The 13,434-nt window shown below is 30.5% G+C and carries 11 protein-coding genes; 6 read left to right on the top strand and 5 right to left on the bottom strand.

What is annotated here, in order from left to right; all coding sequences use genetic code 4:
• The first annotated feature begins 27 nt into the window (after positions 1-27).
• The 3 genes from SCLAR_RS06065 to pgmB all read left to right on the top strand — a co-directional run bounded on the left by SCLAR_RS06065 (position 28) and on the right by pgmB (position 3,720).
• A complete protein-coding gene (locus SCLAR_RS06065) occupies positions 28-675 on the top strand; it encodes a nitroreductase family protein (protein WP_100255039.1) in 648 nt (215 codons plus the stop codon).
• A 112-nt stretch (positions 676-787) separates the two neighbouring features.
• Positions 788-3,052, top strand: coding sequence for a glycoside hydrolase family 65 protein (locus SCLAR_RS06060; RefSeq protein ID WP_100255038.1), 2,265 nt, complete (start codon positions 788-790; stop codon positions 3,050-3,052).
• Positions 3,052-3,720, top strand: a complete 669-nt coding sequence (pgmB, locus tag SCLAR_RS06055; RefSeq protein ID WP_100255037.1) for a beta-phosphoglucomutase — start codon at positions 3,052-3,054, stop codon at positions 3,718-3,720. The genes SCLAR_RS06060 and pgmB overlap by 1 nt, the downstream gene beginning before the upstream one ends.
• Positions 3,721-3,748: 28 nt before the next feature.
• Here pgmB and SCLAR_RS06050 read toward each other — a convergent pair whose 3' ends face one another.
• Genes SCLAR_RS06050 through SCLAR_RS06040 form a run of 3 tightly spaced genes read right to left on the bottom strand, consistent with a single transcriptional unit; the run spans position 3,749 to position 6,296 of the window.
• Positions 3,749-4,090 carry a hypothetical protein gene (locus SCLAR_RS06050; RefSeq protein WP_100255036.1) on the bottom strand — a complete coding sequence of 114 codons (342 nt, stop codon included), beginning with the start codon at positions 4,088-4,090 and terminating at the stop codon, positions 3,749-3,751.
• 29 nt (positions 4,091-4,119) lie between these two features.
• Complete coding sequence (locus SCLAR_RS06045; protein ID WP_100255035.1) at positions 4,120-5,787, bottom strand: PTS transporter subunit EIIC; 1,668 nt, start codon at positions 5,785-5,787, stop codon at positions 4,120-4,122.
• On the bottom strand, positions 5,787-6,296 hold the full coding sequence (locus SCLAR_RS06040; protein WP_146638172.1) for a lipoprotein: 510 nt from the start codon (positions 6,294-6,296) through the stop codon (positions 5,787-5,789). Before SCLAR_RS06040 ends, SCLAR_RS06045 begins: the two co-directional genes overlap by 1 nt.
• Positions 6,297-6,472: 176 nt before the next feature.
• Between SCLAR_RS06040 and SCLAR_RS06035 the strand changes: the two genes are divergently transcribed.
• Positions 6,473-7,873 carry a DDE-type integrase/transposase/recombinase gene (locus tag SCLAR_RS06035; RefSeq protein WP_146638171.1) on the top strand — a complete coding sequence of 467 codons (1,401 nt, stop codon included), beginning with the start codon at positions 6,473-6,475 and terminating at the stop codon, positions 7,871-7,873.
• 181 nt (positions 7,874-8,054) lie between these two features.
• Here the strand turns inward: SCLAR_RS06035 and SCLAR_RS06030 are convergent, their stop codons facing one another.
• Positions 8,055-8,732, bottom strand: coding sequence for a GntR family transcriptional regulator (locus SCLAR_RS06030; RefSeq protein ID WP_100255032.1), 678 nt, complete (start codon positions 8,730-8,732; stop codon positions 8,055-8,057).
• 309 nt (positions 8,733-9,041) lie between these two features.
• Between SCLAR_RS06030 and SCLAR_RS06025 the strand changes: the two genes are divergently transcribed.
• Positions 9,042-10,904 carry a hypothetical protein gene (locus tag SCLAR_RS06025; RefSeq protein ID WP_100255031.1) on the top strand — a complete coding sequence of 621 codons (1,863 nt, stop codon included), beginning with the start codon at positions 9,042-9,044 and terminating at the stop codon, positions 10,902-10,904.
• 22 nt (positions 10,905-10,926) lie between these two features.
• On the opposite strand, the gene SCLAR_RS06020 is transcribed toward SCLAR_RS06025, so the two are convergent.
• A complete protein-coding gene (locus tag SCLAR_RS06020) occupies positions 10,927-11,784 on the bottom strand; it encodes a bifunctional 5,10-methylenetetrahydrofolate dehydrogenase/5,10-methenyltetrahydrofolate cyclohydrolase (RefSeq protein WP_100255030.1) in 858 nt (285 codons plus the stop codon).
• A 76-nt stretch (positions 11,785-11,860) separates the two neighbouring features.
• Between SCLAR_RS06020 and SCLAR_RS06015 the strand changes: the two genes are divergently transcribed.
• The gene (locus tag SCLAR_RS06015) at positions 11,861-13,426 is read left to right on the top strand and encodes a formate--tetrahydrofolate ligase (protein ID WP_100255029.1); all 1,566 of its coding nucleotides are present in this window, start codon (positions 11,861-11,863) and stop codon (positions 13,424-13,426) included.
• The last annotated feature ends 8 nt before the right edge of the window (positions 13,427-13,434 follow it).

Here is a 13,434-nt window from a genome sequence, read left to right as displayed (position 1 = left end):
TTATTTAGCACTGGAGGCTAAAAAAACATGTCAAAAACATTAGATTATATTAAAAAAAGACGTTCACCAAAAAAATATATTGTTGATTACAAATTGACAACAACTGAAGTTGAAGAAATTTTAGAATCAATTAGATGAGCACCTTCATCAGTGGGTTTAGAGCCCTATCGAGTTATCTACTTAGAAAATAAAGCAATTCGTGAAGAATTAAAAGAGTTTTGTTGAAATCAACCAGGAACTGTTGATGCTTCAGCAATGATCATCTGATTAGGTTATAAAGCAGATTTTGTTAAAAACAAAGTTATGCCAGAACAAAATGACCGTAATGTCCCAGTTGATTTTGAAAAAGCAAAGCAATATCGAATAAATGCTTATAACAATGTAATAGAGGGGTATGCAATCACCAATGAAGAGTTTGTAGCTCGTCAGGCCTACATTTCATTGGGTTGTGCACTGGTTACTGCAGAAGAAATTGGAATTGATTTTTGTCCAGTTGAAGGTATGGAACCAAGAAAAATTGAAGCAGTTTTACAAAAACACCAGTTAATTGATTTAAACAATGAATTTGTTTGTGTGGCTGCATTTGTTGGAAAAGTGGATAAAAATCAGAGACATTATCATGCCTTTGATAAAATTCGTCGACCAGAAACAGATGTCTATAAAGTCATTAAGTAAAAAACGACCCTTTTTAGGGTCGTTTTGTATATACAACTAAAACACTTTGGACCTGCTTTCATTCTTATTTTACAAGGTGGCATAATAAAATTATTTTATAGGAGGAAATATCATGAGTATGCAAATAAAATACACAGATTTTAAACCACAAAATCGAAAAGTTGAAGAATCAAACTTGTCAATTTCAAATGGTTACTTGGGAATGAGAGGTTCTTTTGAGGAAGGGATAGTTACAGAAATCCCATCAATTGAAGGAACTTACATTAATGCATTTTATGACTATTTTGACATACAGTATGCAGCAAAATACACTGGTTACCCCGATTTATATCAAAGAATGATGCCAATTGTTAATGTTCAAAATATTGAAATTTTTATAGACCAAAATAGATATTTATTTAGTCCCAACGACATTAAGGACTATGAATTAGTTTTAGATATGTCATCTGGGGAATTAAAACGGAAGTATATCTATCAACTTAATGATCAAGAATCTATAAGTTTCTCTTTCAAAAAAATGTTGAGTCAAACAAATTTTGAGTTGTTTTTACAAAATATTAGTTTTGAATTTAATTTCAAAACAGAAAGACAAGTAACTCTTAAATTCCCATTAATTTTTAAAGAACTTTCATTAGATAAAGGAGTTCCCAACGACCCTAGGGCTGGATTGGTTGATGTTGAGGCATTTAAATTAATTGAAAAACAGGTTAAAGGCCCAGTTGGAGGAATTGTTTATGAAACTCAGAGATCTCATAAAAGTTTTTGTTATGCTACAAAAATAATGGGATTAACAGGTTTCTTAGCGACAAGTGATGCAGAGGGATTAATTTTTACTAAAAAAATTTCAAAACAAACAGTTGAGTTATATAAAGTAAGTGTTGTGAGTGAACAAAATTTCGCCCCAGTGACTTTAGTTGATAGTTTTAAAAAATTAGAAATTTTTAGTCAATTAAGTTATGAGCAACATGTTAAAAACTCAAAAGAATATTTTAGAGACTTTTGAAATCGTGCTGACTCACATTTTGGAGCAAAAAATGTTGCCTTGTTAGAACCAAATAATTTTAATATGTTTCAATTGTACACAAACATAGGTAAATTACCATGAACAAATGTAGCAGCCAAAGGCTTAACAGGGGAAGGGTATGCAGGTCATTATTTTTGAGATTCTGAAATTTACATTATTACAGCACTAACTCTTTTTGATGCCAAACTCGCCAAAGCAATGTTACAGTTCAGATACAACACTTTACCTCAAGCTCGTGAAAGAGCTAAAATAATGGGGCACCCTAAAGGTGCTTTATACCCTTGAAGAACAATTAATGGTGAAGAAACAAGTACATATTATCCTGCTGGAACAGCACAATACCATATTAATGGTGACATTGCTTTTACAGTTGTAAACTATTATAAAGCTACCAAAGATATTGAATTTTTATTTGAAAGTGGTTTAGAAATCTTGATTGAAACTGCTCGCTTATATGAAGATAAAATCGTAGTTTATGAAGGTCAAGCACACATTAATGGGGTTACTGGACCTGATGAATACCAAATTCTAGTTAATGACGATTACTGAACCAACTGTGTTGCTGAATTTAATTTAAATTGAGCACATCAAGCACATCAAGTTTTAAAAACAATCGATGAAAAAAGAGCAAATAAAAAGCTTAAAGCTTTGGGATCAAGTATAGCAGAACTTGAATGTTTCACTCAGTTGGGAGCAAAAATTTATCATGGTTATGACAGTAAGTTAGATTTAAATCCCCAACATGACAATTTTATGAAAAGAAAACCTGTTGATCGAAATTACATTGATAAGTACAAACCATTTTTAAGAACTTTACACCCACTTTCAATTAATACTTTGCGAGTAACAAAACAAGCTGATGTAGTTTTGGCAAACTTGTTCTTTTACAAAAAAAATTCACAACAAACCATGATTAATAATTGAAACTTTTATGACGAAACAGACACTGCCGATTCAAGTTTGTCAAAATGTATTTATGCAATTATGGCAGCCAGATTAAGAATCAAAGATTATGGTTTTGAATACTTTAAAGAAACCATTAATTTAGATCTGTATGATACTCATAAAAACACTGATCGAGGATTACACATGGCAAACATGGGTGGGGCAAGAATGTTTGTGATTTATGGATTACTTGGCATTAACATTGAAGCAGAATATTTAGAAATAAACCCTTGTTACAATGAAATAATTGATGCTTACGATGTTAAAGTTGAGTATCAAGGTGCTTTATTGGATTTTGAACTTAAAGATAAAAAGTTAATAATCAAAAACTTAACAAAACAAACAGTTACTATCAAGTATAATGAACATCTGTATGAAGTCAGTGTAGAGTTGGAGTTGAAAATATAATGAGATATCCAAAATTAGTCATTTTTGATTGTGATGGAATAATTACAGAAACAGCTCATCTCCATTATCAAGCCTGAAAAGCAATTGCCAAATCAGAATTGGGAGTCACTCTTGATGAAACATATTTAGATGCTTTTAGAGGTTTATCAAGAGTTGATAGTTTAAAAATTATTTTAAACTTAATGCCTAGCAAAACAATCCCAGCAATTGAAGTTCAAGAAGAAATAATTAAAAAAAAGAATAATTATTATGTTGAACTAATAACTCACAAAGAAAATGTATTGTTATTGCCAGGGGTGGTTGATTTTATTTTAGAGTTAAGAGCTTTAGGAATTAAAATTGCTATGGCTTCAACAAGCCGTAATTCAAAAAAATTAATGCAATTACATGATATTTTAAATTTATTTGATTTTATAGTTGACCCTGGATCAGTGGCTCATCAAAAACCAGCTCCAGACATCTTCTTAGCAGCCATAAACCATTTTGGTTTGCAACCCAAAGATTGTTGAGGGGTTGAAGATGCAAAAGTTGGAGTGACTTCAATTATTGAATCTGGTGCTTTTGCAATTGGGGTGGGAGATCCCCAACTGGTTGGAGAAGCTAATTTAGTTTTAGCAGATACCAGTTTATTAACGTTAGACAAGATTTTACCAGCATATAACAAATAAAAAGGTTTCTCAAGTGAGAAACCTTTTTTTATAATGTATAATGGGTTTTGCGATAAAACACTCCACCAATTAAACCATATGCAAATAGTGGTATATTTAAGACCAACAATTGCAAAAATGATAGAATAGTTAACATTTTGATATCTTTTTCAAAATTAATAGCATTAATAATTCTTTTTACCAGGACTACATGTCAAACATATAATCCTACATTAATTGGTGCAACAAATAACAGTGCTCACCAATATGGAAACGGGAAAGAGATCCCAATAACTATAATACTCACCACAATAGTAGTTACTCAAATTGCTCCAAGTACATAACTACCACCTGTGATAAAGTCCTTTTTATATTGATTACTTGTTAACATTACTATCACCTTGACTATATTTTAACAAATTATGCACTTACTTTGGCATGTTTTGCACTTTTAGCAGCTAGTTTAGCAGCGTTTTTAGCTTCAATTTTTTTAGCTTCCTCAGCTGTTGGAATGTAATCTGGATCAAATTTTTTAAAGACTGGCATTTTTCCAAAGACCATTGTTAATCCAATTGCAAGGGCTGCATTAGAAACATTGGCAATCATAAATCATAAGTAACCAGTTCCTGGGAATGTTTTTACACCTTCCATTTTTGAGTTAACTTGAATACTTAAAATTCCTAATCAACTACCATTTCCAATTGCTTGTGCTGTAACTCCTGAAATTACACAAATTGTTAATGAACAAGCAGCTGAGATACTTCCTGCAATGAATGGGAATAAGTATTTAACATTAACCCCATAAAGTGCTGGTTCAGTTACACCTAAGTAGGCTGCCACAACTGCTGATGATCCAACTTCTTTCGCTTTTGGATCTTTTCTATTTAAAATCATTCATCCTAAGACTGCACTTCCTTGTCCAATTGCTTGGGCACAAATTCACATAAAGATGAAGTCTCCTCCATACTGGGCTACATTTTGAATCATAATAGCATTCAGTAAGTGATGCATTCCAGTTATAACTAGACCTGCATGTAAGCCCCCAATTATGGCAGCAAAGAAGTACTTGGCAATATAGTTATTTAAAGCTCATTGGAACCCTAAACCAACTGCACTACCCATAACGTAACCAACTGGTCCAATAATAAACATCCCAGCAACATAACTACCTAATAAGGTAACTGTTGGTACTGAAATTTGGTTAATTACATTTGGTGAAACTTTTTTAATTCATAAGTTAAGATAAGCACCCACAACCCCAACTCCAATTGCTGGAATAACTTGGGCTGTATATGCGATTTTTCATGGATATCTCATGAAGCCTCAATCAAAGGCAACATCTTTTCCTGCCTCTTCAAGTGATTTGACTATGTCTCAAATCCAGATACTTTGAAGGCCGGAAGTGTTAAAGACTTCATAAACATTTAGTAGTGGAGAAACTAGTAGAGATAGTCCGACAATAATTCCTAATATCTCATCTGCTCCCATTTTTCTGAAAATACTTCAACAAATATGCACTGGTAGCCACCAGAAACAGACTTGGGCTGGTATCCACAAGAAGGCATTTAACCCATTAATGAAGGTTGAAAGACCAACCATACTCCATCCTAAAATTGGGGTCCCATCTGCAGCAAAACCTATAAAATAAGATTCATTAAAGTTTGCTTCAAATATATTTCTAATCCCCAGAATAATCCCTCCTGAAACCAAAACTGGTACAATTGGAATAAAAATATCTGACATGTAATTTAAAACTTTTTTAAATCAGCTCTCTCTACTATTGATTACTGATTTAATTTCTTCTTTTGATGATCGTTTAATTTTAAACTGAGCCACAAATTTATCATAAATTTTGGCAACATCAGTTCCAAACACAATTTGGAATTGACCAGATGCTGTAAAAGTACCCTTTACACCATCCATTTTTTTGATGCTAGCTTCATCGATTTTTGTTGCATCTTTTACTACAATACGTAATCTTGTTAAACAGTGGGTAAGTAATTCAATATTGTCCTCACCACCCAAGGCATTACATAGTGTAGATAAGTAAGTTGCATCAATCTTATCTAATAATTTTTCTTTAGCCATTATTCTTGGTTAACAATTGCAAAACTTGCAAAATCACTTTCTATGGTACTAATTACTTCTTTATCTCCTGTAAAATCATCTCCTGTGGAATTAAGAATTCCTTGGACAAATTGTTTGATATAAGTAACTTTTATAAAGCGTCGATCGCCTTTCTTACCAAAGTCGTTATCAACTTTTTCATTGGCTCCATTGCTAAGTGTGATTGAGTAACTTGTTTGCTCAAATATTTGTTTAGCATTTAAAAGAGTTTGTTTAATTACTGAAGATTCTTCAGTAGTATTAACTAGAGTAATACTATTTAAATTTTCAATTTTTACTAAAATTGCATCATAGAGTGCTTTAGCTGTTTTGAAATCTTTTAATTGAGTTTCATCTATTGCTAATTTATCTGCTAAAACACCTAAGTCACCATATTTTAGTGCTGTTTCAGTTCCATTGCAAGCTACTGCTGTCGAGACGCTTGATGTAACTAAACCAAAACTTGCTAATAGTCCTAGTATTTTTTTCAAAGCCATTTTTCCTTTCACGGTATTTTTACCTAATCTTATTTAAAAATAATTAGGTGAATAGGTCAACCCCAGCAAAAATGGGAGTTTTTACATTGTTATCAAAACAAAAAAGGACTAAATGTTATCAAAACAAATTTGGACTTGATTATAATAATAAAGGAAATCAGGGAATAAAAATGAAAAGAAATTATAGAGGTAAAAGACAAATGAAAACCAACAAACATATACAAGATATTATTAGGGAGGCTGCTTTATCCAGGGATAAAGCAGCCAAAAGAGAACTTTTGATAAAAAGTGGTGGTAGTAGATCATGGTTTTATGATGCCATTAAAAAATACAAAGAAATTGGTGAGGCCTTCTTTATCCACAAAAATAAAAACAATAAGCATGCTCAAAAGCGAACCCATATGCAAGCACTAGAGATTAGCAGGATTTTTAGGGATGAGTACTTAAACTGTAATTTTAGGGATTTTATGCGCTATTTAAAAGCAGATAAAAGATATGACTATCAGTGGGTGAGTTATTCATATATTTACAATATTTTAAGATCTAAAAATCATTGCTCAAAACTGGCACATAAAAAAACTATCAAATTGTTAGCAAAAGAAGAAGAGTTGAAAAATAGACCTCAAAGTCTACTGGTTCCCTCCTCAGCTACAGAAAGAGCAAAAGAAAATATCCATATTGCAAGGCCAAGAACCCAAAGGCGTGGTCATGTTGTTGAAGCTGATGCTACATTTTGAAGATTCAGTGATGAGGAGATTTGGGCATTGCATGGTTATATTGATGAGGCAAGTGGAGAGGTTTTAGGATTATATTTTGATCATCAAGAAACTACTGAAGGTTATTTCAATGCTTTGAAACCGGTCTTAAAAAATTATGGGACTTTTGAAGTGCTAAGAACTGACAAACGCAGAACTTTTTGGAGTGAAAAAAAAGAATCTTCGCCCGAAGATTCTCGAATTCAGTTTGCATTTGTAGCTAAAAACTTAGGTATTGACATCCAATCATCAATTTCACCACAATTCAAACCAAGGATTGAAAGGCTCTGAAAAACCATTAAAGGTACAATCACTAGCTTTATGGAACAAAATAAAGTCACAAATATTAATGAGGCCAATCTAGTCTTACCAAAATTTGTTGAGTATTTAAATAATCATGTTGTAACCCTTCAAAAAGATTTTACTACAAATTCATTCAAAAAATTTGAGGGAGATCTAAATATTATTTTGGGACACAAATCAATTAGAGTGGTTGCAAGAGATCTAACTGTTACCTATGAAAAGAAAAAGTACTTTATATGCAATTTCACAACACCATTAAATATACCTAGACGAGAGATTATGATAATTCAATGTTGTGATGGTAACCTTATCGCATCACTTGGTGATAACTATTATAGTATGATTGAATTTGATAATGAAATGCTCTACAAATCAAAAGTTGTTCTTGAAAATGAAGGAGTGAAACCTGAAGATATGCCACAAAAAATTAAAAACAACTCTGTCTGAGCTCAATCAAACTTTATCTTTTTTAAGAAAAAATACTCAAGTTGATATAAAAAGCACTCCTATTAAACTAGCAATTTATTAAAAGTTGTATTAAAATTACTAAAAGTCCAAATTTGTTTTGATAGCTACAGGTCAACCCCAGCAAAAATAGGAGTTTTTAAGAAAAAATGAGGAAAAACCCTTTAAATAAAGGGTTTTGAATAAAATATTCATATTTTAAGTTTTAATCTTTGTTGTCTATACAGAATTAGAGCACCTTGGCATAATTTACATTAAAGCCCTCTAGAAGGTACTTTCTTTCAAAAATTTCAACCACTAAGTCATTTTTTGAAATCATAATACCACTAATGGTTGGGGTGAATTCCTGGTCAGTTTTTAAAAATTCACGATCACGTTCAGTAGTTCTTTTGATTTCAACATTATTGATTTGCATATTTAAATCAATGTTATTATACTCAAAAAAATCCATTAAACTTTTTTTAATAATATCCATGTTTATTTCTTTAAACAATGGTTTATAAATGTAAGAATTTTGGTATAAAACAGGTTGATCTTGGTCATTGTAGTAAATTTTGCGAAAGCCAAAGTACTTTGCTACATCTTTTACATTAATAAATTTATTCTCATCCAAGATTTTTAATAACATTTGTTGATCAATTTCAAAGATTTCACGACGTTGATATTTAAACTTATTACCAATGGCAATCAATTTTAAACTATTAACATGGGGGTTGACATAGTACCCACTGCCTTTAACAGCACGGATAAATCCCTTATTTAAGAGTTTTGTCAGCTCAACTCTAGCTGTTTGGCGAGAACATTTAAATTTTGTTGCCAGAAAGTTTTCACTAGGAAGTGGTTCAGTAACATACTTTTTATCTTTTGAAATTAGATCTAGTAGATATTCTTCAATTATTTTTCTCATCTTATTTTCCACCTAGTTAAATTATATAAGCATTTCTCTAAATTTGTTAAGTATTATGCGAAAATAGTATAATACATTGTCTTAGAGTAATCAAACTAGATTTTAATATAAAAATCAAGGTAATTTTGATAAATAGTAGTGTTATCAAGTAGGGCTGACATCTTGCTTCTATTGGCAAAATTCACTATAATTAAATTATCTTTTAAGGAGGAAATTATGAAATATAAGACTTTAACATATTTAATTAAAAATAAAACTAATTTCTTCTCTCAACCCTTAATTTTTTAAAAAAAATTAAGGAGGAAATTAATGAAAATTAAATATAATAATTATCAAAGTATTGCAGACATTTCAGTTTCTGGTTTGTTTACAGCTTTGATAATTGCTGTTAATTTAATTCTAAAAACTATCATTGGTTTTGATGTGGGAGTTTATTTAATCTTAATCTGCACCATCTTTTTTAAACCAGGGATTTCTTTTGGAATTGCAATAGCCTCATCATTTATGTCAATTTTTGTAAACTCAGATGTGTTTTATACCATTGCAGTATTACTGTCAACACTAATTTTTTGGTTATTTTGTACAAAATTTAAAATTGTTTTGTATCGCTACTTTATCTTTGCCTATCTAATCTTAATGATCTTTAGTGTTTTAAAATATGGCATAATTTACGGTTTATGGTATGTAACTTCTGACAAACAAACTGCACTTTCAATGTATATTTTTTATACCTTAGAAATGCACTTTACATTAATTGGTTACATGCTCTTACCGATCTTTATTACCAAAAGAATTTTTAAAATGTTTAAGGGTATAAAAAATATGAATGAGAGTTATTTTAATAATAAGATTTTACAAGAACTAAGAGGAGAATTAATTATGAATACATTTTCGAATGAAAAAAAGCACTACCAAATACAAAAGGCTAGCTTACTAATCTCAATGATGGTCATGATAAGTTTTGTCTGTTATGTACCATATGTTGCTGCAGTTTGGTTTTTAAACTATAAATTTGCAGCATTAATCTTTATCACACCACTAGTGATGAAATTTATCACACCACTATGACTGAAACGAAAAAATAAGATTGGAAATAAAAAACAACTTGAAACCAATTGAATTGGAATTTTACTAGGAATCATTTTAACCTTGATTCCAACTTGTTTTCAACTAAGTCAATATTCAAAAGTTTTGCAAATCCATTTTATAGTTTTATTTGTTTTAGGTTTAATTGTTTTTTCAGTTTTTATTGCCGGGGCAATTCCAATGAACATTGAAATTATTAAAAGTTATAATTTGCGAAATAATAATGTTGAAAAAATCAAAACCACAATGGGGTTCACTTGTTTTTTACTTGTGCCATTTCCAATTATTTTCCACATTTTAAATCTAAATTATTTAAGTATTGTTGTTTTAGCAGTAGCAACATTTGTGGTGATAGTTTTGTTAATGTCTAATAAAAATATTTTGGACAAACCTAATGTTCTTGATGTTGACAAAGGCAATTTTAAATTTATCAAACAAAATAAACACTATTTAACAATAATGTTTATGCAAAGTTATCTTTATGGAATTTCAAAGTTCTTTGAATTTGGAGCTATGTTATTGTTATTTATGCCTTTATTTAAAGATGGTTTAGTTGTGGATGCAAATTCATGAACTTATGGGGCTATGATTTGTGCAATTTATTTAACAAAATATATTCTTCAAGCAATTTTCAGAACAATTAATTGTTCTGAAACAAATGGAGCAAAACTAAATGTTATCAGTTCATTGTTAATTGTTCTTGGAGTTGGTATGTTACTTGGCTTTTGGATATCTACAAAATTTATCAGCCAGTTATTTGTTGATATGGACCTAACAAATTGAAGCTACTTTGGAACTTTATTGATAGCAAGTGCTTTGATTTCAGCTGGTGCAACAATTATGGATAAAACAAAACCAAGTATGTATAAAAAAATTGTTGATCAAAAATACTTTGGAGAAGCAATGTTGTTAGATCATGTCGCTGGAAACTCATTGTTTAATTTGCTAATTAATTTAATATTCTTAACAGTAATTTTAGCAATTCCCAATTCATATAATTCAATGTTGGCATTTTGGAGTTGTGCACTGGGAATCACTTGTGTTGCAGTCTCAATCAATGCTACAGCATTAATTAAAAGTAAATAAAATTAAAATTAGAACCAAGGTTCTAATTTTTTGTTGCTATTTGTTGATTTTTAAATGAAGTTAAGGTGTTTTCTAGTAAGCAAGCAATTGTCATGGGACCAACTCCGCCAGGAACTGGGGTAATATACTTTACAAGTGGTTGAACACTTTCAAAATCAACATCTCCACAATATTTACCATCAACAAAGTTTGCTCCAACATCAATTATAGTCATATTTTCATTTACAAATTTTGGTGTAATTAATTTGGCACTACCAGCTGCAGAGACCAAAATGTTGGCTTTTGCAGCAATCTCTTGTAAATTTTTAGTTTTTGTATTGCAAACTGTGACTGTGGCAGACTTATTAATTAACATATTTGCTAAAGGTTTTCCAACAATGTTACTGCGTCCAATAATTACCACATTAGTACCTGCTAATTCAATGTTTTTTCATTCAAGCAATTTAACAATTCCAGCTGGAGTTGCTGGGAAAATTGTTGAAGTATTTAAAACAACTTTACCTAAAGTTGCTGGATTAAAACCATCAGCATCTTTTGTAACACTAATAATTTCATTGATTCTTTGTTCATCAATTTGTTTGGGTAGGGGCAGTTGCACAATAATGCCATGTACTTGTTCTTCTTGATTTAAAGTAATGATTTGTTTTTCTAAATCGACTTGACTTATGGTTTCGGGAAAAACCAAGTGAGTGCCAATGATACCAGTATATTCACATGCTCTTAGTTTATGTTGAATATATTTGTTACTTGCAGGGTTATTTCCGACTTGGACAATGACAAGTTGGGGTTTCTCCCCAACCATTTTAGTAACTTGGTCTTTAATTTTTGTTAAAATTATTTTGCTGAGTTCTTTTCCTGAAATTAAATTCTGTAATGACATTTTTTGCACTTTCTCCTCGCATTTTGTTAAAATATAAAAGATATTTATAGTATCTCAAAAAAGGAAGAAAAAGTAAATGCAAGTAATAATAAATGAATTGAAAAAATTAAAGATTTCTGAAAGTGATTTTGAATTTTATGGAAGAGATATAGTTAAGATTGATCCCAAACCATATGAAACTTTACCAAAAAAAGGTAAATTAATCTTAATGACTTCAATTAACCCAACAGCAGCTGGAGAAGGAAAGACTACAACAGCAATTGGTCTAACTGATGGTTTAAACTTATTGGGACACCAAACAGTTTTAGCTTTGCGTGAACCAAGTTTAGGACCTGTTTTAGGAAGAAAAGGGACTGCAACAGGTGGAGGAGAAAGTGTAGTTGTGCCTGAAGCTAAAATTAATTTGCATTTTACTGGGGATTTACATGCTATTTCAACTGCTAATAATTTAATTAGTGCTGCAATTGATAATGAAATTTATTGAAAAAGTGATTTAGAAATTGATGAAAATCAAGTTATTTGAAAAAGAACTATTGATTTAAATGATCGTAGTTTAAGAACTATTGAACAAAAGATTTCAAAATCAATTTCAAGAATTGATGAATTTAGTATCACAGCTGCAAGTAATATGATGACTATTCTAACCTTGGCTAAAAATGCCCAAGATCTAAAAGTCAGAATTGATAATGCTATGGTTGCTTATGATAAAAAAGGTAAGCCTGTTTTTGTCAAAGATTTGCAAGTAACTGGAGCTGTTTTAGCTGTTTTAAATGAAGCTGCTAAACCCAATTTTGTATTAACAAAGTATAATTCTCCAACTTTAATCCACTGTGGACCTTTTGCAAATATTTCAATTGGTACAAATTCATTAATTTCAACAAGTCTAGGCTTAAAATTAGCAGACTACACAGTAATTGAATCAGGATTTGGTAGCGATTTAGGATTTGAAAAATTTATGAATTTAGTAAATCTGCAAGCAGATTTGATACCTGATTGTGTTGTAATGGTGGTAACTTTAAGAGCTTTAAAGTTACACAATGATTTTAAAAATGATTTTAAACATTTAGAGCAGCACTTAAAGCATGTCAAACTATATAATTTAAATTTAGTTGTTGCAATCAACTTTATTGATGGGGATAACAAAAAAGAGTTAGAGCAACTTCAAAATTTTTTAACTAAAAATGATTACCAATGAGAAATTAATGAAGCTTACAACAAAGGGCCAAAAGGTGCAGAAAAACTAGCAAAATTAGTTAGCAAAGCAGCTGAACAAAGTTTTTCATACAAACCATTATTGTTTGAAGATGATTTAGTGGAGATAAAAATCAAAAAAATTGTTGAAAATTTTTATTATTTGTCAGAAGTAAATTATGAACCAGCCGTTTTAGAAAAACTAGTACAAATTAAAAACTCACCATATAAAAACTTTCCAGTTTGTTTGGTTAAATCTCAAAACACAATTGATGGTAATGATGCTCAGGTTGAAAACTATCAAATTAAAATTAAGGATATTAGTGTTAATACTGGTGGTAAATTCATCTTAGTTTATACCAATAAAGTTTTTAGTATGCCAGGGCTGAATAAAGAAGCAAATTATAAAACCATAAATGTTAAAAATGGCAAAATTACTGGACTAAAATAAAAAGTTGA

Source organism: Spiroplasma clarkii (assembly GCF_002795265.1).
In the GTDB taxonomy this organism is placed as follows: Bacteria; Bacillota_I; Bacilli_A; order Mycoplasmatales; family Mycoplasmataceae; genus Spiroplasma_A; species Spiroplasma_A clarkii.
This window is presented reverse-complemented; position numbering and strand designations above follow the sequence as displayed.